19 protein-coding genes are annotated in these 24,983 nt (G+C 70.2%); 8 read left to right on the top strand and 11 right to left on the bottom strand.

Annotation, left to right across the window (positions count from 1 at the left end; genetic code table 11):
* Window positions 1-51 precede the first annotated feature (51 nt).
* Window positions 52-708: an ANTAR domain-containing response regulator gene (locus tag ACIQI8_RS11110; protein WP_402347369.1), complete on the top strand. Its 657-nt coding sequence runs from the start codon at window positions 52-54 to the stop codon at window positions 706-708.
* Window positions 709-806: 98 nt separating this feature from the next.
* Here ACIQI8_RS11110 and ACIQI8_RS11105 read toward each other — a convergent pair whose 3' ends face one another.
* From ACIQI8_RS11105 to ACIQI8_RS11070, 8 genes are all read right to left on the bottom strand, one after another.
* Entirely contained in the window at window positions 807-1,523 is a 717-nt protein-coding gene (locus ACIQI8_RS11105; RefSeq protein WP_402347366.1) for an ABC transporter ATP-binding protein, read from the bottom strand.
* Entirely contained in the window at window positions 1,520-2,383 is an 864-nt protein-coding gene (locus tag ACIQI8_RS11100) for an ABC transporter ATP-binding protein (RefSeq protein ID WP_402347363.1), read from the bottom strand. Before ACIQI8_RS11100 ends, ACIQI8_RS11105 begins: the two co-directional genes overlap by 4 nt.
* Window positions 2,384-2,388: 5 nt before the next feature.
* Window positions 2,389-4,179: a branched-chain amino acid ABC transporter permease gene (locus ACIQI8_RS11095; RefSeq protein WP_402347361.1), complete on the bottom strand. Its 1,791-nt coding sequence runs from the start codon at window positions 4,177-4,179 to the stop codon at window positions 2,389-2,391.
* 5 nt (window positions 4,180-4,184) lie between these two features.
* Entirely contained in the window at window positions 4,185-5,114 is a 930-nt protein-coding gene (locus ACIQI8_RS11090; protein ID WP_402347358.1) for a branched-chain amino acid ABC transporter permease, read from the bottom strand.
* Window positions 5,115-5,261: 147 nt separating this feature from the next.
* Window positions 5,262-6,479: a branched-chain amino acid ABC transporter substrate-binding protein gene (locus ACIQI8_RS11085; RefSeq protein ID WP_402350363.1), complete on the bottom strand. Its 1,218-nt coding sequence runs from the start codon at window positions 6,477-6,479 to the stop codon at window positions 5,262-5,264.
* Between the two features lie 224 nt (window positions 6,480-6,703).
* A complete protein-coding gene (locus ACIQI8_RS11080) occupies window positions 6,704-7,417 on the bottom strand; it encodes a hypothetical protein (RefSeq protein WP_402347356.1) in 714 nt (237 codons plus the stop codon).
* Between the two features lie 75 nt (window positions 7,418-7,492).
* A complete protein-coding gene (locus ACIQI8_RS11075) occupies window positions 7,493-7,981 on the bottom strand; it encodes a hotdog fold thioesterase (protein WP_402347353.1) in 489 nt (162 codons plus the stop codon).
* Between the two features lie 56 nt (window positions 7,982-8,037).
* The gene (locus tag ACIQI8_RS11070) at window positions 8,038-10,317 is read right to left on the bottom strand and encodes an FdhF/YdeP family oxidoreductase (protein ID WP_402347350.1); all 2,280 of its coding nucleotides are present in this window, start codon (window positions 10,315-10,317) and stop codon (window positions 8,038-8,040) included.
* 188 nt (window positions 10,318-10,505) lie between these two features.
* Between ACIQI8_RS11070 and polA the strand changes: the two genes are divergently transcribed.
* Entirely contained in the window at window positions 10,506-13,232 is a 2,727-nt protein-coding gene (gene polA, locus ACIQI8_RS11065; protein ID WP_402347347.1) for a DNA polymerase I, read from the top strand.
* Window positions 13,233-13,373: 141 nt separating this feature from the next.
* Window positions 13,374-13,649, top strand: a complete 276-nt coding sequence (locus tag ACIQI8_RS11060; RefSeq protein WP_402347344.1) for a hypothetical protein — start codon at window positions 13,374-13,376, stop codon at window positions 13,647-13,649.
* Here ACIQI8_RS11060 and ACIQI8_RS11055 read toward each other — a convergent pair.
* Window positions 13,606-14,463 carry a DUF4184 family protein gene (locus ACIQI8_RS11055; protein ID WP_402347341.1) on the bottom strand — a complete coding sequence of 286 codons (858 nt, stop codon included), beginning with the start codon at window positions 14,461-14,463 and terminating at the stop codon, window positions 13,606-13,608. The genes ACIQI8_RS11060 and ACIQI8_RS11055 overlap by 44 nt on opposite strands.
* A gap of 316 nt (window positions 14,464-14,779) precedes the next feature.
* Here ACIQI8_RS11055 and ACIQI8_RS11050 point away from each other — a divergent pair, with 316 nt between their 5' ends.
* The 3 genes from ACIQI8_RS11050 to ACIQI8_RS11040 all read left to right on the top strand — a co-directional run bounded on the left by ACIQI8_RS11050 (window position 14,780) and on the right by ACIQI8_RS11040 (window position 17,817).
* Window positions 14,780-16,507, top strand: coding sequence for a lytic transglycosylase domain-containing protein (locus ACIQI8_RS11050; RefSeq protein WP_402347338.1), 1,728 nt, complete (start codon window positions 14,780-14,782; stop codon window positions 16,505-16,507).
* A 161-nt stretch (window positions 16,508-16,668) separates the two neighbouring features.
* Window positions 16,669-16,803 (top strand): SPW_0924 family protein, encoded by a 135-nt coding sequence (locus ACIQI8_RS11045; protein WP_124004370.1) that lies wholly within the window; start codon window positions 16,669-16,671, stop codon window positions 16,801-16,803.
* 21 nt (window positions 16,804-16,824) lie between these two features.
* Complete coding sequence (locus tag ACIQI8_RS11040; RefSeq protein ID WP_402347335.1) at window positions 16,825-17,817, top strand: DUF3068 domain-containing protein; 993 nt, start codon at window positions 16,825-16,827, stop codon at window positions 17,815-17,817.
* Here ACIQI8_RS11040 and hrpB read toward each other — a convergent pair.
* Window positions 17,807-20,320: an ATP-dependent helicase HrpB gene (hrpB, locus tag ACIQI8_RS11035; protein ID WP_402347333.1), complete on the bottom strand. Its 2,514-nt coding sequence runs from the start codon at window positions 20,318-20,320 to the stop codon at window positions 17,807-17,809. The two genes, ACIQI8_RS11040 and hrpB, sit on opposite strands and share 11 nt — an antisense overlap.
* Window positions 20,321-20,324: 4 nt before the next feature.
* The gene (locus ACIQI8_RS11030; protein ID WP_402347330.1) at window positions 20,325-21,308 is read right to left on the bottom strand and encodes a class I SAM-dependent methyltransferase; all 984 of its coding nucleotides are present in this window, start codon (window positions 21,306-21,308) and stop codon (window positions 20,325-20,327) included.
* Between the two features lie 242 nt (window positions 21,309-21,550).
* Here ACIQI8_RS11030 and rpsA point away from each other — a divergent pair, with 242 nt between their 5' ends.
* Together rpsA and ACIQI8_RS11020 are read left to right on the top strand one after the other, a co-directional pair.
* Entirely contained in the window at window positions 21,551-23,059 is a 1,509-nt protein-coding gene (gene rpsA, locus ACIQI8_RS11025; RefSeq protein ID WP_402347327.1) for a 30S ribosomal protein S1, read from the top strand.
* A 309-nt stretch (window positions 23,060-23,368) separates the two neighbouring features.
* Window positions 23,369-24,895, top strand: a complete 1,527-nt coding sequence (locus ACIQI8_RS11020; protein WP_402350360.1) for a flavin monoamine oxidase family protein — start codon at window positions 23,369-23,371, stop codon at window positions 24,893-24,895.
* Window positions 24,896-24,983 lie beyond the last annotated feature (88 nt).

The raw sequence follows: 24,983 nt of genomic DNA, 5'->3' as shown, positions 1-24,983 counted from the left end.
CAGCTAGGTAGGCTCTTGTCAGCAGCACCCCGCCCTGAACGAGGAGCCCCCGTGACCGCCCCCGAGTCGCCCCAGCCCGTGGACGCGCCCGACGACGACAAGTCGCACGTGCCTCCGCTGACGACCCGTGTCGTCATCGCCGAGGACGAGGCGCTGATCCGCCTCGACCTCAAGGAGATGCTGGAGGAAGAGGGCTACAGCGTCGTCGGCGAGGCCGGTGACGGCGAGCAGGCGATCGAGCTGGCCCGCGAGCACCGGCCCGACCTGGTCATCCTCGACGTGAAGATGCCCAAGCTGGACGGCATCTCCGCCGCCGAGAAGATCGCCGAGGAGCGCATCGCCCCGGTCCTGATGCTCACCGCGTTCTCGCAGCGCGACCTCGTCGAGCGGGCCCGGGACGCCGGCGCGATGGCGTACCTGGTCAAGCCGTTCAGCAAGAGCGACGTCGTACCGGCGATCGAGATGGCCGTCTCCCGCTTCACCGAGCTGAAGGAGCTGGAGAAGGAGGTCGCCGACCTCAGCCAGCGTCTGGAGACGCGGAAGCTGGTCGACCGCGCGAAGTCCATCCTGCAGACCGCGTACGGGCTGACCGAGCCCGCCGCGTTCCGCTGGATCCAGAAGACCTCCATGGACCGCCGGATGTCGATGCAGCAGGTCGCCGAGGCGGTCATCCTGGACGCCGACGAGAAGAAGAACAGCAAGGGCTGAGCCCGAGGGGTTGATCCGGACGACAACCCCTGGCCGGACATGACGGAGGCCCGCACCCCCTGACAGGGTGCGGGCCTCCGTGGTCGTGCGAGGGGCGGCTAGTCCTCGCCCAGGTACGCCTTGCGTACCGACTCGTCGTGCAGCAGGTCCTGGCCGGTGCCGGACAGGACGATGTTGCCGACCTCCATGACGTGACCCTGGTCGGCCAGCGACAGGGCCGCCTGCGCGTTCTGCTCGACCAGCAGGATCGTCGTGCCCTGGGACTTCAGCTCGACGATCGTCGCCATGATCTTCTGCATCATGATCGGCGACAGACCCATGGAGGGCTCGTCCAGCATGAGCAGCTTGGGCTGGGACATGAGCGCGCGGCCCATCGCCAGCATCTGCTGCTCACCGCCCGAGAGGGTGCCCGCGGCCTGCTTGCGCCGCTCCCCGAGGATCGAGAAGAGGTCGTAGGCACGCTGGATGTCCTTCTCGATGCCGTCCTTGTCCTTGCGGAGGAAGGCGCCGAGCCGGAGGTTGTCCTCGATGGTCAGGCGCGGAAAGATGTGCCGGCCCTCGGGGGAGTGGGCCAGGCCCAGCGCGACAATCTTGTGCGCGGCGACGCCGTTGAGCGGCTGTCCCTCGAACGTGATCTTGCCGCCGCTGGGCTTCAGCAGCCCCGAGAGGGTGCGCAGGGTCGTCGTCTTGCCGGCGCCGTTGGTGCCGATGAGGGTGACGACCTGGCCGGCCTCGACCTTGAAGGAGATGCCCTTCACGGCCTCGATCTTGCCGTAGGCGACGCGGAGGTCCTCGACCTCGAGCAGCGTGGTCACTGGACGTCTCCCTTTGTGGTGCCGGGGGTGCTGTCCGCGACGGCGCCGGCCTCCGCGGCGGCGTTCTCCGGGGCGTCGGCCGCCCCGGGGTCGCCCTCGAAGGGCTCGCCCAGGTAGGCCGCGATGACCCGCTCGTCGGCCTGGACGACCTCGGAGGTGCCCTCGACCAGCTTCTCGCCCTGGACGAGGACGGCGACGCGGTCGCAGAGGTTGAAGATGAAGCGCATGTCGTGCTCGATGACGAGCACGGCGACGCCCTTGTCGCGGATGGCGAAGACGAGTTCCTCCGTCGCCCGCGTCTCCTGCGGGTTCATGCCGGCCGTCGGCTCGTCGAGCAGCAGCAGACCGGGCTCGGACGCCAGTGCCCGGGCGATCTCCAGCTTGCGCTGCTCGCCGTAGGGGAGGTTGCGGGCGAGGTGGTCGCGCTTGTGGGCGAGACCGATGAACTCCAGGAGTTCCATGGCCCGTTCCTCGCTGGCGCGCTCGGCCCGCTTGAAGCCGGGCCCGCGCAGCAGCGCCGACCAGAGGCCTTCCTTCGTCCGCGTGTGCCGGCCGACCAGGACGTTCTCCAGGACGGTCATGTTCGCGAACAGCCGGATGTTCTGGAACGTACGGGCGATGCCCGCCTTCGTCACCAGGTGCGGCTTCGGCGGCAGGACGGTCCCCTTGTAGGAGACCGTGCCCTCCGTCGGGATGTACAGGCCGGTCAGGCAGTTGAAGAACGTTGTCTTGCCGGCGCCGTTCGGGCCGATCAGACCCACGATCTCACCGGAGTTGACGGTGAAGTCGACCGAACGCACGGCGGTCAGGCCGCCGAAGCGCATGGTGACGTCGCGGGCTTCGAGTACAGGTGTCGTCATGGCTCCTACGCCCCTGTCTTCGTGACGGCCGGCTCGTCGCTGAGCGTTTCGGTGTCTGGTACGTCGAGTTGGCCGGTCTCGTGGAACTCGAGCTGTCGGCGGCGGTTGGCGATGATGCCCTCGGGGCGGAAGCGCATCAGGAGGATGAGCGCGATGCCGAAGGCGAGCAGCGACTTGTCCTGGAGGAAGACGAGCTTCTCCGGGAGCAGGTAGAGCAGCGCCGCGCCGAGCAGCGGGCCCGCGACCGTGCCCATGCCGCCGAGTACGACGGCGGCGAGAAGGAAGGCCGAGTTGGGCGGGGTGGAACCGGCGAACTGGTACGGGTTGGGCACCACGCTGTACGTCACGTGCGCGCTGACCGTACCGGCGAGGCCGGCCAGGGAGGCGCCGAGCGCGAAGGCGATCAGCTTGACCCGGAAGCCGTTGATGCCCATGGCGGTGGCGGCGGTCTCGTCCTCGCGGATGGCGATCCAGGAGCGGCCGATACGGGAGTCGGCGGCCCGGGTGTAGATCAGGACCACGAGGGCCATGATCAGGACCATCAGCAGGTAGTAGTTGGCGAAGCGGCCGAGGGTGATGCCGCCGATGTCGTGCGGGTTGCCGAAGTTGAAGCCGAAGAACGACAGGTCCGGGATGGACGGGATGCCGTTGGGGCCGTTGGTGATGTCCGGTCCGGACTGGCCGTCCATGTTGTTCACGGCGATACGGAAGATCTCTCCGAAGCCGAGGGTGACGATGGCCAGGTAGTCGCCGCGCAGCCGCAGGGTCGGTGCGCCGATGAGCACGCCGAAGATCAGCGAGGCGGCGGCACCGGCGAGGGCGGCGGCCCAGAAGGGGAACTGGACGCCGGAGAACTTGGAGAACTCCGAGCCGGAGACCAGGGCCGCGGTGTAGGCGCCGACGCCGAGGAAGGCGACGTATCCGAGGTCCAGGAGGCCGGCGAGGCCGACGACGATGTTCAGGCCCAGGGCGACCGTCCCGAAGATCAGGATGTTCACGCCGATGTTGGCGTAGTGGTCGTCGGTCTGGGTGAACGGGAAGGCGATGGCCGCGACGAAGCCCATGGCGAGGGCGAAGCTGCGGTTCGCGGCGACGATCTGGGAGAACCGGTCCACCAGACCGGCGGTGTGCATCGCCCACAGCGCGAAGACGACGACGATGAGGTAGCCGACGAAGAGCTCGCCGTACTCGGTGTCGATGCCGTAGGTGAAGACGGCGAGCCCGATGATGCTGACCACCGTGATCACGGCCCGCTGGATCCAGGCGGAGGTGGGCGCGGCGGCGGGGATGCGGTCGGGCTTGGCGATGTACGCCTTGAGCGTGTCCTTGACGGTCTCGCCGTGCTGCTCCGGGAGGGCGAGGGCGCCGAGGACGGGCAGCAGGGAGGCGACGGCGGCGACCCAGCCGCCGGGCTCCAGGTTGGCGAGGCCGTCGAGCTTGGTGGCGATCGCGATGACCGTGTACCAGGTGGTGCCGAAACCGCCGAGGGCCAGCAGCACCAGGGGCGCGTTGTTACGGGCGGGCAGCAGCCAGCCGAGGCCGCGGATGCCGTACGTGGCGAGCGCGAAGAGGGCGGTGAGGACACCTGCGGTGAAGGTGAGCCACTGCAGGCCGCCCGGGTAGCCGGTGACGGTGAGGTCGCCGGGGAACTCGGAGGTCCACGTCCACTTCAGGAACGCGGAGGCCGCCGTGGCGATGCCGCCGACGAGGAGGAGCGCGCGGGCGGCGGACAGGGGCAGGGGGATCAGACCGCGCGTGGCGGTGTCCGCGGACGGGGTCTTGGTCGTCTCGGTCACGCTGATCACGCCCTGTCCGCGACGCGCTCACCGAGCAGCCCCTGAGGCCTGAACAGGAGCACGAGGATGAGAAGAACGAAGGCCCAGACGTTGGCCCAGCTCTGACCGCCGAGCTTGTCCATGCCGGGGATGCCGTCGATGTAGGCGGAGGCGAGGGTCTCGGCGACGCCGAGGACGATACCGCCGAGCATGGCGCCGTAGATGTTGCCGATGCCACCGAGGACGGCCGCGGTGAAGGCCTTCAGGCCCATCAGGAAGCCCATGCGGTAGTCGATGCTGCCGTACTTGAGGCCGTAGGCGACCGCGGCGACGGCGGCGAAGAGACCGCCGATGGCGAAGGCGATGACGATGATGCGGTTGGTGTCGATGCCCATCAGCTGCGCGGTGTCCGGGTCCTGCGCGGTGGCCTGCATCGCGCGGCCGGTCCGGCTCTTGCGCACGAACCAGGCGAGGCCCGACATGCAGACGATGGCGGCGACGACGAGGAAGATGTCGGCGTCCTTGATGGTGACGGAGCCGATGTCGTGCGTGGTGTCCAGGCCGGGGAAGGCGCGGGCGCGGTCGGCACCGGGGTAGAAGTTGCGTACCAGTTCCTGGAGGGCCAGGGAGAGACCGATGGCGGTGATGAGCGGTGCCAGGCGTGGTGCTCCGCGCAGTGGTCGGTAGGCGAACCGTTCCGCTCCGACGGCGATGAGGACGGCGACGATCGCACCGCCTATCAGCATCAGGGGGACGGCGACGGCCAGGTTGGTGCCGTCGGGGAGGATGTAGAGGTAGACCGTGAGGGCGCCGAAGGCCCCGGTCATGAAGATCTCGCCGTGCGCGAAGTTGATGAGCTGGACGATGCCGTACACCATCGTGTAGCCGATGGCGATCAGCCCGTACATCGAGCCTAGAAGCAGCCCGTTGGCCAGCTGCTGCGGCAGGGTGTTCACCGCATGGCCTCCATGTCGCTGGGTCGTGTGCACAGATTCGGTGGTGGTGTGCACGGGGCGTGTACAAGGTCTGGGTGTGGAAACGGGCCGCGCGGTCGGGATCCTCCTTCCGCGCGGCCCGTGGTGCGACGTGCTGGGGCTGACAGATCAGCCCGCGGTGCCCGTCTTGACAGCCTTCCACTCACCGTTCGTGACCTGGTAGACCGTGAGCTGCTTGTTGCCGGTGTCACCGTACTGGTCGAAGGAGACCTTGCCGGTGATGCCCTCGAAGTCCGACTTCTGGACCTCGGGGATGAGCTTGGAGCGGATGTCGTTGATGTCGCTGGGCAGCTTGTCGCCGTTGGCGTCCTTGACGGCCTTCAGCGCCTTGATGATCGCCGAGGCGGCGTCGTAGGAGTAACCGCCGTAGGCGCCGTAGTCACCCTTGTAGCCCTTGGCCTTGTAGGTGTCCACGAACTGCTTGGCGGCCGGCAGGGTGTCGACCGGGACGCCGACGGAGGTGGCGAGGTCGCCCTCGGAGGCCTTGCCCGCGGTCTCGATGTAGGTCGAGGCGAACATGCCGTCACCGCCGAACAGCGGGATCTTCACGCCGGCGTCCTTGAGCTGCTTGGTGATCAGCGAGGACTCGTCGTACTGGCCGCCGTAGTAGAGCAGGTCGGCGCCGGAGTTCTTGATCTTGGTGACGAGCGAACCGAAGTCCTTGTCACCGGTGTTGACGTGGTCGGTCTGGACGACCGTGCCGCCGAGGCCCTTGAACTTCTCGCCGAAGATCTTGGCGAGGCCGGCGCCGTAGGTCTGCTTGTCGTCGACGACGAAGGCCTTCTTCTTCTTGAGGCCGTTGTACGCGTAGTCGGCGGCGAAGCTGCCCTGCAGCTCGTCGGTGGTGGCGGTGCGGAAGTACGTCTTGTACGGCCGCTTCTTGGCCGTCTGCCAGTTCTTGCCCTGGGTCAGCTCGGGGTTGGTGTTCGAGGGGGAGATCTCGACCATGTTGGCGGAGGCGAAGACCTGCTGCATCGACTGGGCCACGCCGGAGTTCAGCGGGCCGACGGTGCCGATGACGCTCTTGTCGCCGACCAGGGCCGTGGCGTTCTGCTGGCCGCTGGCGGGCTGGGCCTTGTCGTCCAGGGCCTTGACCTTGAACTTGACGCCCGGGACCCAGTTGTTCTTGTTGGCGTCGTCGACGGCGACCTGAACGCCGTACTGGATGCCGAGGCCGGTGGTGGAGTTCTCGCCGGAGAGCGGGGCGTCCACGCCGATCGTGTAGGTCGTGGTGCCGCCGTCGCTCTTGTCACCGCTGTCGTCTCGGGACCCGCAGGCGGTGAGGGTCAGAGCTCCACTCGCAAGAACGGAGGTAAGTATCACCAAGGAACGCTGTCGCACAATCAGTCCTTTCGCAGCCCGCTCGCCTGGGTGAGGGCGGCAGATGCCTCTGGTACCGAACTCCCGATGGAGCGGTGACTGGCCGTGACTCTAAGCCCGTCTGTAGGCGGCGGCATCGCCGTAGCCGCGCTTGTGACTTTCTTGTTATGCCGTGATGCGGGAGAAGCCCGGCGAAAGCGGGCTCTCAGCCGTTTTGGCGGATTTTCTGCTCAGTCCGCATTCTGAGAACCCGCACTTCCGGTTGGCCGCGGGCCTGGTCGCAAGGTTGCCGGTCCGCAGGCCCCGTGCAGGAGCTCGGAGAGGTCCCGGGCGTACCCGCCGTCGAAGATGAAGCTGTGGCGTTGTATTGCGCGTGTGTTACGCAGCGTTACGTCAAGAAAAGGTAGCTCCGCGTTCCGGGGCAGTCCCGAACAGTCGGATACGGATATTTCGACGGTGATCCGCCGGGGCGTCCCGGCGCGCACGGTGAAACTCCGCTCGGGTGCGACGTGTGCGGTGAGGCCGGGGAAGGCGGCGCCGTCGACCCGCACGGTGACCGGCGGCCCGTGGTCGACGGACACGGCGAACCGGAAGAGGCCGCTGGTGGCACGGGAGTCGGGGGCGGCGGGAGGGGCGGTGCGTCCCAGGTACTCCCAGACGGTGACGTTCGCGGGATACGGGAGGGGCTCGGGCGGCTCGGCCCGGTCGGGGGCGCCGGCGGTCGGCAGCAGCACAACTCCGGCCGCCGCCACGGCGATCACACCCGCGGCGAGGACGACCCCGCGGGTCCTGGGCGGCAGCGCGCCCCAGTGCTCGGCGAGGCTCCTTGTGGGACGACGGTCCCTGAACCGGTCGGCGAGACGCGGCGCGTCGGAGCCGATGACGTCGTCACTCTCGTCCGCCTCGGGCCCGTTGACGGGTTCGACGGGCCCGATGCCGCTCATGACCGCAGCCCCATGGGGAAACGGTAGGTCAGGGCGCCGGAGCTGGAAAGACGCTGTGCCGGTGGGCGGTACCGGTCAGCCGGCGGCGCGCACGTGCTCCCCGTCCCCGGGGCGCACGTCCCGCAGCAGACAGGTCAGCCGCGCGGTGCACACCCGCCGGCCCTCCTCGTCACTGATCACGATCTCGTACGTCGCCGTCGAGCGCCCCCGGTGCACGGGCGTGGCCACGCCGGTCACCAGGCCGGAGCGGGCGCCGCGGTGGTGGGTGCAGTTCAGGTCGACGCCGACCGCGATCTTGGAGCTGCCGCCGTGCAGCATCGACCCGACCGAGCCGAGGGTCTCGGCCAGCACCGCGGAGGCGCCGCCGTGCAGGAGCCCGTACGGCTGGGTGTTGCCCTCCACCGGCATGGTGCCGACGACGCGGTCCACGGAGGCTTCCAGGATCTGGACGCCCATCCGGGTGCCCAGGTGCCCCGCGGAGAACAGAGCCGGCAGGTCGACGCCCAGCGCCGCGTACTCGTCGATGACTTCCTGCGGGAACTTCACGTGCTGCTGCTCGCCCATGGGGCCGGCTCCGTTCTCGTACGCCTGACGCGGGGACCTGTCGGCTGAGCAAACGCTCAGTCGGTGGTCGATTGTTCCAGACGGACGACCACGGACTTGCTGGCCGGGGTGTTGCTGGTGTCCGCGGTGGCGTCGAGCGGCACCAGGACGTTGGTCTCCGGGTAGTACGCGGCCGCGCATCCCCGCGCCGTCGGGTAGTGCACGACCCGGAAGCCCGGCGCGCGCCGCTCGACGCCGTCCTTCCACTCGCCGACCAGATCGACGTAGGACCCGTCGGCGATGCCCAGCACGCGCGCGTCCTCGGCGTTCACGAGCACCACCCGGCGGCCGTTCCTGATGCCGCGGTAGCGGTCGTCCAGGCCGTAGATCGTGGTGTTGTACTGGTCGTGCGAGCGCAGGGTCTGCAACAGCAGCCTGCCCTCGGGCAGTTGGGGGAACTCGACGGGCGCGGCGGTGAAGTTGGCCTTGCCGGTGGCCGTCGGGAAGCGGCGTTCGTCGCGGGGGGCGTGCGGGAGGGCGAAGCCTCCGGGGCGGGCCACGCGCGCGTTGAAGTCGGTGAAGCCGGGGATCACGCGCGCGATGCGGTCGCGGATCGTCGCGTAGTCCTTCTCGAACTCCTCCCAGGGAGTGCGGGATTCCTCGCCCAGGACGCGCCGGGCGAGGCGGCACACGATGGCCGGCTCGGACAGCAGGTGGCTGCTCGCGGGCTCCAGGCGGCCCCGGGAGGCGTGCACCATGCCCATGGAGTCCTCGACGGTGACGAACTGCTCGCCGCCGCCCTGCAGATCGCGCTCGGTGCGGCCGAGGGTGGGCAGGATCAGCGCCCGCGCGCCCGTGACGGCGTGCGAGCGGTTGAGCTTGGTCGACACGTGCACGGTGAGCCGGGCGCGCCGCATGGCCGCCTCGGTGACCTCCGTGTCGGGGGAGGCGGACACGAAGTTGCCGCCCATCGCGAAGAAGACCTTCGCCACGCCGTCGCGCAGGGCGCCGATGGCCCGGACGACGTCATAGCCGTGTTCGCGCGGCGGGGCGAAGCCGAACTCCTTCTCCAGGGCGTCCAGGAAGGCCGGCGCGGGGCGCTCGAAGATGCCCATCGTGCGGTCGCCCTGCACGTTGCTGTGGCCGCGCACCGGGCACACGCCCGCGCCCGGGCGGCCGATGTTGCCGCGCAGCAGAAGGAAGTTGACGACCTCTCGGATGGTGGGCACCGAGTGCTTGTGCTGGGTCAGGCCCATCGCCCAGCACACGATGGTGCGCTCGGAGGCGAGCACCATGGCGAGCGCCTGCTCGATCTCCGCGCGCGTGAGGCCCGTCGCGGCGAGCGTCTGCTCCCAGTCGGCGGCGCGGGCGGCGTCGGCGAACTCCTCGTAGCCGTGGGTGTGTTCGTCGACGAAGGCCCGGTCGACGGCGCCTTCCGTCTCCAGGATCAGCTTGTTGAGGAGCCGGAACAGGGCCTGGTCGCCGCCGATGCGGATCTGCAGGAACAGGTCGGTGAGTGCGGCGCCCTTGAGCATGCCCTGCGGGGTCTGCGGGTTCTTGAAGCGCTCCAGGCCCGCCTCGGGCAGCGGATTGACGCTGATGATCTTCGCGCCGTTGGCCTTGGCCTTCTCCAGGGCGGAGAGCATGCGCGGGTGGTTGGTGCCGGGGTTCTGGCCGGCGACGACGATCAGGTCGGCCTTGTAGAGGTCCTCAAGCAGGACGCTGCCCTTGCCGATGCCGATCGTCTCGTTGAGCGCCGAACCGGACGACTCGTGGCACATGTTGGAGCAGTCCGGCAGGTTGTTCGTGCCGAACTCGCGGGCGAAGAGCTGGTAGAGGAACGCGGCCTCGTTGCTGGTGCGGCCGGACGTGTAGAAGAGCGCCTCGTCGGGGGAGGCGAGGGCGTGCAGCTCCTCGGCGACGATGTCGAAGGCGCGCTCCCAGGACACCGGTTCGTAGTGCGTGCCGCCCTCGGGGACGTACATGGGGTGCGTGAGGCGGCCCTGCTGGCCGAGCCAGTAGCCGCTGCGGGTCGCGAGGTCGGCGACCGGGTGCGCGGCGAAGAACTCCGGGGTGACCCGGCGCAGGGTGGCCTCCTCGGCCACCGCCTTCGCGCCGTTCTCACAGAACTCCGCCGCGTGCCGGTGGTCCGGCTCCGGCCAGGCGCAGCCCGGGCAGTCGAAGCCGTCCTTCTGGTTGACCCGCAGCAGCGTCAACGCGGTGCGCCTGACGCCCATCTGCTGCTGGGCGATGCGCAGGGTGTGCCCGATCGCCGGCAGTCCCGCCGCCGCGTGCTTGGGCTCGACGACCTTCGGGGCGTCCTGGACCGGATCGCCCTGAGGCGGCTTGGTGGCCATCGCCCACTCTCCTCACACACGCGCACGTCGGGTACCTCATCGATCCTCTCACCCGTCGCCGACAGCTCCGGAGCCCGGTCGGTGTAGACGGCACCGGCAGTGCTCGCGGACGGCCGGGGTCGTCCGTCCGTGCCGTCGTCGGCGGTGGGCGGGGCCGACTGTCAGTGCGGCGTGGCAGGATCGGGGGCGTGGCAGAGACAGCAGCGAAGAAGACCGAGAAAACCGCCGGCGGCAAGCGTCCCAGGCTGATGCTCATGGACGGGCATTCGCTGGCGTACCGCGCGTTCTTCGCGCTGCCCGCGGAGAACTTCACGACGGCGACGGGCCAGCCGACCAACGCGATCTACGGCTTCGCGTCGATGCTCGCCAACACCCTGCGTGACGAGGAGCCCACGCACTTCGCGGTGGCCTTCGACGTCTCCCGCAAGACCTGGCGCTCGGAGGAGTTCACCGAGTACAAGGCGAACCGCTCCAAGACCCCGGACGAGTTCAAGGGCCAGGTCGAGCTGATCGGCGAGCTGCTGGACACGATGCACGTGTCGCGGTTCGCGATCGACGGCTTCGAGGCGGACGACGTCATCGCCACGCTCGCCACCCAGGCCGAGGCCGAGGGCTTCGAGGTGCTGATCGTCACCGGTGACCGCGACTCCTTCCAGCTGGTCTCCGAGCACACGACGGTGCTGTACCCGACCAAGGGCGTCTCCGAGCTGACCCGGTTCACCCCGGAGAAGGTCGAGGAGAAGTACGGCCTCACCCCCGCGCAGTACCCCGACTTCGCGGCCCTGCGCGGCGACCCGTCCGACAACCTGCCGGGCATCCCCGGAGTCGGTGAGAAGACGGCGGCGAAGTGGATCAACCAGTTCGGTTCCTTCGCCGAGTTGGTCGAGCGCGTCGACGAGGTGAAGGGCAAGGCGGGTCAGAACCTGCGCGACCACCTGGACGCGGTCAAGCTCAACCGCCGCCTGACGGAGATGGTGCGCACGGTCGAGCTGCCCAAGGCGGTCACCGACCTGGCGCGCGAGCCCTACGACCGCAAGGCGCTCGCGCTGGTCCTGGACACCCTGGAGATCAGGAACCCCTCGCTGCGCGAGCGGCTGCTGGCCGTGGACCCGGGCGCCGAGGAGGCCGAGGGCACCCCGGTCGTCGCGGACGGCGTGGAGGTCGACGGCACGGTGCTCGGCACGGGCGAGCTGCCCGGCTGGCTCACCGAGCACGGCACCGCCGGCCTCGGGGTCGCCACGGTCGACACCTGGGCGCTGGGCACCGGCTCGGTCGCCGAGGTCGCGCTCGCCGCGTCCGACGGCGCGGCCGCCTGGTTCGACCCGACCCAGCTGGACGAGGCCGACGAGAAGGCGTTCGCCGGCTGGCTGGCCGACGCGGCGAAGCCCAAGGTCTTCCACAACGTCAAGGGTGCGATGCGGGTCTTCGCCGAGCACGGCTGGAGCGTCGCCGGCGTCGACATGGACACCGCGCTCGCCGCGTACCTGGTCAAGCCGGGCCGCCGCTCCTTCGACCTGGACGCGCTGTCCCTGGAGTACCTGGGCCGCGAGTTGACCCCCGCGGCCGCGGCGGACGGCCAGCTGGCGTTCGGCACCGACGAGGGTGCCGAGGCCGAGGCCCTGATGATCCAGGCGCGTGCCGTCCTCGACCTGGGCGAGGCCTTCGAGGGCCGCCTCCAGGAGGTCGGCGCCGCGGAGCTGCTGCGTGACGTGGAGCTGCCGACCTCGGCCCTGCTCGCCCGCCTGGAGCGGCACGGCATCGCGGCCGACCGGGCGCATCTGGAGGCCATGGAGCAGATGTTCGCGGGCGCCGTCCAGCAGGCGGTGAAGGAGGCGCACGCGGCGGCCGGGCACGAGTTCAACCTGGGCTCGCCCAAGCAGCTCCAGGAGGTCCTCTTCGGCGAACTGGGCCTGCCCAAGACCAAGAAGACGAAGACCGGTTACACCACGGACGCCGACGCGCTGGCCTGGCTGGCGGGCCAGACGGACAACGAGCTGCCGGTGATCATGCTCCGCCACCGCGAGCAGGCCAAGCTCCGCGTCACCGTCGAGGGCCTGATCAAGACCATCGCGACGGACGGCCGCATCCACACCACCTTCAACCAGACGGTCGCGGCCACCGGACGCCTCTCCTCGACCGACCCGAACCTGCAGAACATCCCGGTCCGCACCGACGAGGGCCGCGCGATCCGCCGGGGCTTCGTGGTCGGCGAGGGCTACGAGTCGCTGATGACGGCCGACTACAGCCAGATCGAACTGCGCGTGATGGCCCACCTCTCCGAGGACGAGGGACTCCTGGAGGCGTTCACCTCCGGCGAGGACCTGCACAACACGGTGGCCGCGCAGGTCTTCTCGGTCGACAAGGACCACGTCGACGCGGAGATGCGCCGCAAGATCAAGGCGATGTCGTACGGCCTGGCGTACGGCCTGTCGGCCTTCGGGCTCTCCCAGCAGCTGAACATCGACGCGGGCGAGGCCAGGGTCCTGATGGACACCTACTTCGAGCGCTTCGGCGGGGTCCGCGACTACCTGCGCAGGGCGGTCGACGAGGCCCGGGCGACCGGCTACACGGCGACCCTGTTCGGCCGTCGCCGCTATCTCCCCGACCTCAACAGCGACAACCGCCAGCGCCGCGAGGCCGCCGAGCGGATGGCGCTGAACGCGCCGATCCAGGGCACCGCGGCCGACATCGTCAAGATCGCCATGCTGAACGTCGACAAGGCCCTGCGCGCGGCGGACCTCACCTCCCGCATGCTCCTCCAGGTCCACGACGAAATCGTCCTGGAGATCGCCCCCGGCGAGCGCGCGGCGGTGGAGGAGATCGTCCGCCACGAAATGGCCGACGCCGTGCACCTGAGGGCCCCGCTGGACGTGTCGGTGGGCGTGGGGCCGGACTGGGAGTCGGCCGCGCACTAGCCTCCGGCGGTTCGGCGGCAGGGGCGGGTCGGTGCGGGGCTCTGCGACAGAGCCCGGCGCCGACGCGCGCCCGCAGGGCCCGTCACTCACGTGGCCCCCGCAGAAGCGCCCCCGTCCGTGTCCTCCCGTAAGGATGCGGGCATGGGTATACGCACGCTCCACCGCCGGACGGCGTCAGCGCAGGCGAGCACCGATGCGAGCCCCCGCCCGACGTCCACCCCGGTCCCGGTCTTCGCGGCCGACGCGAGCACCGCCCGCATCCCTGCCGAACCCGCTCTGGTCCTGGGGCGCGGGCTGCCCCGAGCGGCCCTCGGCGCCGGCTCGGGAGAGCCGTCCGCCTGGCGGCTCTGGGCCGGTCTGCTGGGCGATCACCTCATCCGGCTGGCCGGTCCCCGCCCCGACGACTCGACCCCGTGAGCACACCCGCCAAGCCCTCCGCGTCCGGCGCCGGCCGCCACACCCGTACCCCCACGGCGTAGACGAGCAACCCCAGCACGAGTCCCGCGCCCGCGCCGAAGCAGACCGTGGGGATGAGTTCCCAGAGCCTGGCCGTCGAGCCCCAGTACGCCCACCAGCGCGTCGCCCGCTGCACCGCCGCGACCAGCGCGCAGCCCCCGATCACGGCGGCGGCCCACCAACGGTCGCGCACGGAGAGGGCGGGGACGCCCGAGGGGCCGGCCGTGGTGGGCATGCGGTGCAGGAACACGGCGATCACGATCGCGGCCACCAGCGAGCTGCCGTACTGGACGTACTGGAAGAGCGGGGTGCCCGCGAGCTCCCGGTCCAGTGCCGGTAGCAGCCGTACGCCCCAGCGGTCGTGGTGGGTGAACGCGTCCCAGACGACGTGTGTGAGCGCGCCGAGCACCGCGGAGACGTACCACCGGGCCAGGAGAGCGGGGCCCACGCGCGCGGGGGGCGTGCCGCACCGGAGGAGGGCGGCGGGACGGGACTGCCGGGACCGGGGCAGCAGGGCCACCAGTGGTTCGCGCAGGAGCAGCCACAGGGCGACCAGCGTCCAGGAGACCAGGACGTCGAAGGTGAGGACGCCCGTGAAGGAATGCGTGAATTCGCCGAATTCCATGGCCCCGGGGAGGGCACTCGCCGCGTAGTAGGTCATGTCGGGTGCGAAGGAACCGGCCACGAGCACGGCCGGAACCAGTCGGCCCCGGCCCGTTCCGTCGGCGCGCACGGCGGGCAGGACGGCGGCCGCGTGGCTCAGGGTGAACGGCAAGGGAGCTCCTGGTCAGCAGGGGTGATCGCCGCGATCCAGTATGCGGGCCGCACCAAGGCACCAACCTCATATGGCCAACCGGTGAAAATCGGGCACGAACGGGTGCCCGTGCAAAAGAAGTTGTCGTAGTGTCGCCTGGGTCGGCGTGCCGGTGGAACCCGGGGGAGCGCGGTCGAACAGGTGAGAAAAGCACCGATATCCGTGACGAGGGCAACCGACGCACCGGGTTGATCGTCACAACAGGGTGGGCCCAACAGGCCCGCGGCAGACAGCGACGGACGCACGGGCGCGTCCAACGGAGGGGCTGGTTCACTCTATGGCGGCGCAATTCGGCATGAGGCTGCGCAAGGGAGCGGCGACCACCGCGGTCGCCGCGGTCGTGGTCGCGGCGCTGTCCGCGTCCCAGGCACCGGGAGCCACGGTCGACGACCACGGCAGAACCAGCGCCGCCGACGCCCAGTCCTCCCCCGAAGCCACCGGCACAGGTTCCGACGAGGGCGGCGCGACCGGCAACTCCCCGTACTACACGGACCTCCCGCCGCTCAACAGCCCCAACCCCGCGCCGAGTCCGACCGTGGGCACCCCGGTCGTGCAGGGCGACGGCGAGGCCGGCATACCCGCGACCGTCCTGGACGCCTACAAGAGGGCCGCGGACGAGCTGGCCCAGTCGAAGGCCGGCTGCAACCTGCCCTGGCAACTGCTCGCCGCCATCGGCAAGGTGGAGTCGGGCCAGGCCCGCGGCGGCAACGTCACCGCCGACGGCACCACGATCACCCCGATCCTCGGCCCGCAGCTCGACGGCAACGGCTTCGCGCTCATCCAGGACACGGACAACGGCCGGTACGACGGCAACAGCACCTACGACCAGGCCGTCGGGCCGATGCAGTTCATCCCGTCCACCTGGGCGTGGGCGGGCCGCGACGGCAACGACGACGGGGTCAAGGACCCGAACAACGTCTACGACGCCGCCCTCGCCGCCGGCCACTACCTGTGCCGCAACGGCTGGGACCTGTCGGTGCAGGCCGACCTGAACCACGCGATCCTCAGCTACAACAACTCGCAGGACTATCTGCACACGGTCCTGTCGTGGCTGGAGTACTACCGCAAGGGCACCCACGAGATCCCGAACGGCACCGGCACCATCCCGTCGAACCGCAGCGACGACGACCAGCCCGACCCGAAGCCGTCGAACACGCCCTCGGCGCCTCCCACGACGCCGTCGAAGCCGGCCGACCCCAGCACGCCGCCGGCCGACCCGACCGACCCGAGCACCCCGCCCACGACGCCTCCGCAGACGCCCACCGACACGGTGGACCACCTGGAGGACGCGGGCACCGCCAAGCTCACCGCGACGGCGGGCGAGGCGTTCACCAAGAAGATCAGCACCAAGGCGGAGACCAAGGCCGGCAAGGCGGTCGCCAAGGTCCGGGTCCGCTTCACGATCGTGGGCACCACGGACGCCACCTTCACCGGCGGCGAGAGCGTGGCCACGGTCGTCACCAACGCGTCCGGCGTGGCCGTCGCGCCCGCGCTCCAAGCGGGCGAGAAGACCGGCGACTTCACCGTCCGCGCCACGGTCGTGGGCCGCTCTGTCTCCGCCCTCGGCTACACGGCCACCGTCACCGAGCGCGTCGCCGACACCCTCGTCCGCACCAGCACCACCGCGCTGACCTGTGTCGCGGGCGGAGAGTTCGCCGACCAGGTCGAGGTGAAGGCCACCTACAAGGACGCCGTCGCGGGCAAGGTCGCGGCCACCGCCACCCTCATCAAGTCGGCGGACGACGCCACCGAGAACGACAAGGGCCCCTACTTCAAGGACGCGGACGGCAAGTCCGTACGCACCCTCACGGGCCTGACGACGGACGCCGACGGCCTCATCAAGCTGCCCAAGCTCTACGCGGACGACACCGCCGGCACCTACCAGCTCCGCATCACCACCGCGGGCGGCGCCACGCTCACCGTCGACCTGACGGTGACGGCACCGGCCGAGACGTCCCCCTCGCCCAGCCCGTCGCCGAGCGCCTCGGAGAGCACCGGGTCCTAGCGGCTCCTCGTACGACCACGACGGCGCCCTTTCGCCGAAGGGGCGCCGTCGTTGTGTGCGCACGACCTGTTCTCATCTCGCGCACCCGTTGCTACGGTGCCGGACCTGACGATGTATCAGTTCCCGTTCGTCCATCGGCTCCAGTCCGTCGGGAGGCAGGCATGCGCGCCCTGATCGCCGCCGCGACCGGTCTCGCCCTGGCGTTCGCGCTCGTCCTCACGATGACCGCGATGGGCTCGCCGGCCGGCAAGACGTCCCCGAAACCGCTGCTGACGACGGTCCCCGCACACCCGTAGCCGTCCGCCCGGGAGGCCGAGATGCGCCGCAAGGCCAGTCTGGTCCTGCTCGCCCTCGCCGTGTTCTGCACGGCGCTGTCCCCGCTGCTGCGCTGGTACGCCTTCCCGCGCCTGGCCAAGATCCCGGCAAATCAGTACCAGGACATGGTCCTTGAGGCGAAGGACGCGACCCTTCTCGACTACGGCACGATGACGGCGAAGAAGGTCCCGAAGGTCACCATCGTGCAGACCCTCAAGGGCAATGTGCAGGCCGCCGACAAGGTCGAGAAGTCGTACGGCAAGGACGTTGTCGTCTGGGACAGCCTCTCCTATGTCCAGGGCCCCGACGGCAGGATGGTCTCCAAGCTCCCCGAGCGCTACATCTTCGACGCCCACTCCCAGGAACCCGTCCACGCCCCCGGCGAGATGGTCGACAACGATCCGGTGAAACGGCAGGGCATCGAGTTCAAGTGGCCCTTCCTGACCGAGAAGCGGGACTACGTCTACTTCGACGCGCAGACCCGCACCAGCGCCCCCATCCACTACGAGGGCACGCAGAACTTCCGCGGCCTGAAGGTCTATTACTTCGAGCAGACCATCCCCTGGACCAAGGTCGCCTTCCCCAAGATCCTGCCCGTCGAGGGCATCACCGCCGAGTCGATCGCCAAGACGGGCACCACCCGCTGGTACACCACGGTCCGCAAGTTCTGGGTCGAACCCACCACCGGCGCCCCCGTCTACGGCGAGGAGATCCACAAGGAGGAGCTGCGCGGCGGCACGCTGCTCGGCGACAAGGACAAGGTGACCGCGTTCTCCGGGCACGTGAAGATGCGCGAGGACTACATCGAGCACACCGTCGACCTGGTCAAGTCCAACCGCACCCTGGTCCTGCTCCTGACCTCGTACCTCCCCTGGGGCTTCCTGGGCCTCGGCGTCCTCCTCCTGGCCCTCTCCCTCTATCTGGAGGCGCGCAGCCGCCGCCCGGCCGACCCGGAACCGGCCGAGTCCTCGGCGCCGGAACCGGTCACCGCCTGAGCCGCGCGTTGGTGTACCGCGTCGGCTCCGCCGTGGCCGGGTCCTCCGGCCACGGATGCTTCGGATACCGGCCCCGCAGTTCGGCCCGCACACCCTTGTAGCCGTCCCGCCAGAACGACGCCAGATCGGCGGTCACCGCGGCGGGCCGCCCCGCGGGGGAGAGCAGGTGCACGAGCAGCGGCACCCCGGCGACGGCGGGGGATTCCTGGAGCCCGAACATCTCCTGCAGCTTCACCGCGAGCACGGGCCGCTCGGGATCGCCGTAGTCGATCCGGATCCTGGACCCGCTCGGCACGGCCATCCGCTCGGGCGCCAACTCGTCCAGCCGGCCGGCCTGTCCGGAAGCCCACGGCAGCAGCCGCCCGAGCGCCTGCCCGGCCTCGATCCGCCCGAGATCGGCCCGCCGCCGGGCCCGCCCCAGCTCCGGCTCCAGCCACTCGTCCACGCGCGCGTGGAGAGCGTCGTCACCGACATCGGGCCACGGCTCCCCGAGCCGCAGCCGCAGGAACGCGAGCCGCTGACGCAGTACGAGGGCGTCGGGAGTCCACCGCAACAGGCCGAACCCCTCCTGCCGCAGCCCTTCCAGAAGCGCCTCGCGTACGAGGACGGGGTCGGCCTTCTTCAGGGGCCGCACCGCCAGCTCGATCGCCCCCAGCCGCTCCACGCGGCGTGCGACGACGTCCCCGTCGGCCCAGTGGACCTCCTCGCGCACATCGAGCAGCGCCCCGGCCGCGGCTCGGGCGACTTCTTCGTCGACGGTCGCCGCGAGCTGCACGCGTGCGTGCCCTCGCCCGACGGGCCGGTCGGCGACGGCCACGGCGATCCAGGGGGCGCCGCGCAGGCCGGTGCCCACGCCGAGCTCCGCGCGCGTGCCGGAGACCATGAGATACGAGCCGCCCTCGGCCTTGGCGACGCGCTCGGGGAAGGCGAGGGCTGCGACGAGACCCACGAGGTGGTCGTCGCCCAGGGCGCCACTCGGCGGAGCCTCGACATGCCGGGCGCGGGGGTCGGCGGACTCCGTCGAGGCGGACCGCAGTCGCCGCACCTCGGTGCGCCAACGCCCCGCATACGCGTCGCCGCCGCGCCGGGCGGCCCGCAGTGCGGCGGCGAGATCGTCCCCGTACGTCCGTGGTGGCTCTTCGCTGAGCAGTGCCACGACCTCGGCGCCGGCACCCGAGGTGTCGAGCAACGCCCGCCCCAGTCGGGGGTGCAACCCCAGCCGCGCCAGCCGCACTCCCCGGTCCGTGGCCCGCCCGGCGGAGTCCACCGCGCCGATCGCTGTGAGCACCGCCCGCGCCGCCGCCATCGCGCCGGCGGGCGGTGCGTCGAGGAGGGCCAGCCCGGACGCGTCCGGATCGCCCCAGCACGCCGTCTGGAGGGCGAACGCGGTCAGGTCGGCCACCTTGATCTCCGGAGCCGGGAAACGCGGCAGACGCGCGTCCTCCGCCTCAGCCCAGCAGCGGTACACCGCCCCCGGCGCCTCCCGCCCGGCCCGCCCCGCGCGCTGCCGTCCCGCGGCCTGCGAGGCCCGTACGGTCGCCAGGGCGCTCAGCCCGCGCGCGTGATCGACCCGCGGCTCCCGGGCCAAACCGGAGTCGACGACCGACCGCACACCGGGGACCGTCAGCGACGACTCCGCGACCGAGGTCGCGAGGACCACCCGGCGCCGCGCGCCCGCCACCAGTACCGCGTCCTGCACGGCGGCCGGCGCCCGCCCGTGCACCTGGAGCACCTCGACGTCACCGAGATCCCCCAACTGCCCCGCCACGCGCGCGATTTCACCCACGCCCGGCAGGAAGCACAGCACGTCCCCGTCCCGCTCGGCCAGCGCCCGCCGCACCACCGACGCCACATGCGTGAGCAGCGCCGGGTCGACGCGCATGCCGTGCGGCGGCCGTACGGGCCGTACCGGCGGCGCCCACACCACCTCCACCGGGTATGAGGTGCCCTCGGCCTCGACCACCGGCGCACCGCCCAGCAGCCGGGCCCAGCCCGCCGCGTCCGTCGTCGCCGACGCGGCCACCAGGCGCAGCTCAGGGCGCAGCGTCTCGCGCACGTCCCACAGGAACGCCGCCGTGGTGTCCGCGTCCAGATGCCGCTCGTGGCACTCGTCGAGGACCACCACGTCGACGCCCGCCAACTCCTGGTCGCGCTGCAGCCGTTGCAGCAGCACACCCGTCGTGACGACCTCCACGCGTGCGTGCCGCCCGACGACCCGCTCGCCGCGCACGGTGTACCCGACGCTCTCGCCGACCCGCTCGCCCAGCAGCCACGCCATCCGCCGGGCGGCGGCCCGGGCCGCGATCCGGCGCGGCTCGGCCACGACGACCCGGCGCGCGGGCCCGTCGCCCAGCAGGCCCGCCAGGGCGAGCGGGACGAGGGTCGTCTTGCCGGTGCCCGGAGGCGCCACGAGGACCGCCGTGCCGTGTCCCGCCAGGGCGTCGCCCAGCGCGGGCAGCGCACCACGGACGGGAAGGGCGTCCAGCGCGTCGTAACGGATCACGCGGTCAGTCTCTTACGCACACGAAGACGGCCGTGCCCGGGATCAGGTTCCCGCGCAGCGGGGACCAGCCGCCCCACTCCGAGGTGTTCCAGGACGGCCACTCCGGCTCGACCAGGTCCACCAGCCGGAAGCCCGCCCCCACGACGTCCCGGACCCGGTCGCCGATCGTGCGGTGGTGCTCGACGTAGACCGCGCGGCCCTCCTCGTCCTGCTCGACGTAGGGCGTGCGGTCGAAGTAGGAGGCGGACACCGACAGGCCCTCGGGGCCCGGCTCGTCCGGGAACGCCCAGCGGATCGGATGCGTCACCGAGAAGACGAACCGGCCGCCCGGGCGCAGCACCCGGTGCACCTCCTTGAGCACCAGCACCGGTTCGGCGACGAAGGGCAGCGCGCCGTACGCCGAGCAGGCCAGGTCGAAGGAGCCGTCCGCGAAGGGGAGGACGCCCGCGTCGGCGCACACCAGGGGGAACGGCGAGCCGATGCGCAGCGCGTGCTGGAGCTGGCGGTGGGAGATGTCCAGGGCGACCGGGCGGGCCCCCTGGGCGGCCAGCCAGCGCGAGCACTGGGCCGCGCCGGCGCCGATCTCCAGGACGTCCTTCCCCTTCAGCTCCTCCGGCGGGCCGAGCAGCTCCGCCTCCACCTCGTCGAGCCCTTCGGGACTCCAGACGAAACGGTCGTCACCGAGGAAGGTGCCGTGCTCGACCTGGTACTCGTCGGCGTTCCGGTCCCACCAGCCCCGGTTGGCCCGCGAACTCTCGGTGACGTCGGCCTGACGCCGGGTCGCTTCCGGCTCCTGCGCGTCGAACGCTTCGGCCGCTTCGGACTCTTGGATGATCGGCTCCCTCGTCGTACTCTTCCCTCCGATCCGGGACGCCCGCGGGCGTCTGCGGGTGTCACGGAAGAGGTGTCCCAAGGCCCGCGTGGCCTCCGGAGACAGTTCTTGTGCCGGGTATGCGGCGATCCGCCCCGGGTGTGCGCCTTCGCGCATTGACCCTGTCCGGCTGCCCCCGTATGCTACAAGTTGCGCTGCGGGCCTGCGCTCCTCAGACGTAGCAGGCTGCGCTCGCATCTGTTGTATGTCCCCTCGGTTGTCGAGGCGCCATCTCCAGTCTCTGGTTCTCCAGTTGCTGTTGGGGCGCTTCCTAGGCTGTCCGGCTTCTTCAGAGCGACACGGGCTCCCGGCGTAGCAGTACCTACGACTTCAATGTCCGTACCGGAGCCCTTTCCCACATGACGAGCAGCACCGAGACCACCGCCACCACCCCGCAGGTTGCGGTCAACGACATCGGTAACGAGGAAGCATTCCTCGCCGCTATCGACGAGACGATCAAGTACTTCAACGATGGCGACATCGTCGACGGCGTCATCGTCAAGGTTGACCGGGACGAGGTTCTCCTCGACATCGGTTACAAGACCGAAGGTGTCATCCCGAGCCGCGAGCTCTCGATCAAGCACGACGTCGACCCGAACGAGGTCGTCGCCGTCGGTGACGAGATCGAAGCCCTTGTTCTCCAGAAGGAGGACAAGGAAGGCCGCCTGATCCTCTCGAAGAAGCGCGCCCAGTACGAACGGGCGTGGGGCACCATCGAGAAGATCAAGGAAGAGGACGGCATCGTCACCGGTACCGTCATCGAGGTCGTCAAGGGTGGTCTCATCCTCGACATCGGCCTCCGTGGCTTCCTCCCGGCCTCCCTGGTCGAGATGCGCCGCGTTCGCGACCTCCAGCCCTACGTGGGCAAGGAGCTCGAGGCCAAGATCATCGAGCTGGACAAGAACCGCAACAACGTGGTCCTGTCCCGCCGTGCCTGGCTGGAGCAGACCCAGTCCGAGGTCCGCCAGACGTTCCTCACGACCCTCCAGAAGGGTCAGGTCCGCTCCGGTGTGGTCTCCTCGATCGTCAACTTCGGTGCCTTCGTGGACCTGGGTGGCGTCGACGGTCTGGTCCACGTCTCCGAGCTCTCCTGGAAGCACATCGACCACCCCTCCGAGGTTGTCGAGGTCGGCCAGGAAGTCACCGTCGAGGTCCTCGACGTCGACATGGACCGCGAGCGTGTCTCCTTGTCGCTGAAGGCGACCCAGGAAGACCCGTGGCAGCAGTTCGCCCGGACCCACCAGATCGGCCAGGTCGTGCCCGGCAAGGTCACGAAGCTGGTTCCGTTCGGTGCGTTCGTCCGCGTGGACGAGGGCATCGAGGGTCTGGTCCACATCTCCGAGCTGGCCGAGCGCCACGTGGAGATCCCGGAGCAGGTCGTCCAGGTCAACGACGAGATCTTCGTCAAGGTCATCGACATCGACCTCGAGCGTCGCCGGATCTCGCTGTCCCTGAAGCAGGCCAACGAGTCCTTCGGTGCCGACCCGGCCTCGGTCGAGTTCGACCCGACGCTCTACGGCATGGCCGCGTCGTACGACGACCAGGGCAACTACATCTACCCCGAGGGCTTCGACCCCGAGACCAACGACTGGCTCGAGGGCTACGAGTCCCAGCGTGAGGTGTGGGAGAACCAGTACGCCGAGGCGCAGACCCGCTTCGAGCAGCACCAGCAGCAGGTCATCAAGTCGCGTGAGGCGGACGCCGCGGCGGCCGCCGAGGGTGGCGACGCGGCGGCTCCGGCCGCGGCGGGTGCCGGTGGCGGTGGCGGCGGTTCGTACTCCTCCGAGGGTGCGGACACCTCCGGTGCGCTTGCTTCCGACGAGGCGCTTGCCGCGCTGCGGGAGAAGCTCGCCGGCGGACAGAGCTGAACGCTGGCTCGCTGAGGCCTAGCAGTTGACTGAGGGGCCGTACCTTTCGAGGTGCGGTCCCTCAGTCATTTTGGCTGCCGGCCCGGTGAGGGCCGAGCGCGCAGTTCCCCGCGCCCCTTTCCGGGCGCGTCCCGCTCACCGCTCTTGCAGAAACTCGCGGGATACACCAGTAACCGATGGGCCGTAACGGGCCATTGCCAGGCTTCCCCGGTCATCCATGAGCGGAGAAGGGGAGCCGAACACATGGCACACACTCAGAGTCGGCGTGCGTTCCTGCGCAACGTGGGTATCACCGGCGGTGCGGGCGCGATGTTCGCCACCATGGGGGCCCTCGGTCTCGCCCCCTCCGCCCAGGCGGCCGGACGGGATCAGAGCTTTCGTGCCCTCGGCACGAGCGACTTCACGCTCACCGGACGGACCGCCGCCAAGGTCGTCATCGTCGGCGGTGGCATCGCCGGCCTGGCCACCGCCTACGAGCTGGGAAAAGCCGGCTACGACTGTACGGTTCTGGAGGCCAGGGGGCGGACCGGCGGGCGTAACTTCACCGTGCGGGGCGGGGACTCCACGACCGACCTCTACGGCAACACGCAGACCGCCCGCTTTCACGACGGGCAGTACATGAACTGTGGGCCCGCGCGGATCCCGCAGTGGATGGTCACCCTCGACTACTGTCGTGAACTCGGCGTTCCCATCGAGGTGTTCACCAACGTCAACGCCGACGCGTACCTCTACAACGAGTCCGCCGGGATGACGAAGCCCGTGCGGTACCGCACGGCGAAGGCCGATGTGTACGGCTACGTATCGGAGTTGCTCGCCAAGGCCACAGACAAGGGCGCGCTCGACAAGGAGCTGACCGCGACCGACCAGGAGCGGCTGGTCGAATTCCTCAAGGACTGGGGGGAGTTGGGCGACACCCTGACGTACGAGGGCGGAGAGCGGCGGGGGTACACGACCGTTCCGGCCGCCGCGGGCACCCCCGGTGTGCTGCTCGGGGACGTGCCGAGCGCCTCCGAGGTCCTCGCCAGCGGCGTGGGGCGGTACTTCTCCTTCGAATTCGGCTTCGACCAGGCCATGTTGATGTTCCAGCCGGTCGGTGGCATGGACCAGATCCCCAAGGCGCTCAGCAAGGCGGTCGGCGCCCATCGGATACGTACGGGCGCGGTCGTGAAGAAGATCAGCGACACCGGGCGCGGGGTGTCGGTGACGTATGCGCAGGGCGGTCGTACGAAGGTCGTCGAGGCCGACTACTGCGTCGCCGCGCTGCCGCCCAACATCCTCGCCAAGGTGCCGCACAACCTCGGCTCCGGGGTGCAGTCCGCGCTGGAGGCGATCAAGCCGTCGTCGGCCGCGAAGATCGGGCTGGAGTACCGGTCCCGCTGGTGGGAGCTCGACCACGGCATCTACGGCGGTATCACCGAGACCGACCAGGACGTCACCCACATCTGGCATCCCTCGTACGGCTTCCACGGCGAACGCGGGGTCCTCGTCGGGTACTACAACTACGGCGACGACGCCGACAGCTACGCGAAGCTCACGCCCAAGGCGCGCGAGGCACGGGCGGTGGCCGCGGGCGTGAAGATCTACGGGGAGAAGTACCGCAGCGAACTCGCGTCCTCGTTCTCGCACCACTGGCGGCAGACGCCCCACCTGGAGGCCGCCTGGCACAGCACCCCCGGCGGACCCGACGACCCCCGCTACAAGCCGCTGAACGAGCCGACCGGGCGCGTGTACTTCGCCGGCGACTGGCTCAGCTACACGGACGCCTGGCAGCACGGGGCGTTCACCTCGGCGCGCAAGGCGGTGACCGCCCTGCACACGCGCGTGCTCTCCGCATGAGGCGGCTCGGCAGGGCATGAAAAGGCAGTAAGAGAGGCCTGATCAGGGGCGCGGGTGGGAATGCCCGTGTCCCTGGGCGTGTTGTGCA

It is taken from the genome of Streptomyces sp. NPDC092369 (assembly GCF_044755245.1).
Lineage (GTDB): Bacteria > Actinomycetota > Actinomycetes > Streptomycetales > Streptomycetaceae > Streptomyces.
This window is presented reverse-complemented; position numbering and strand designations above follow the sequence as displayed.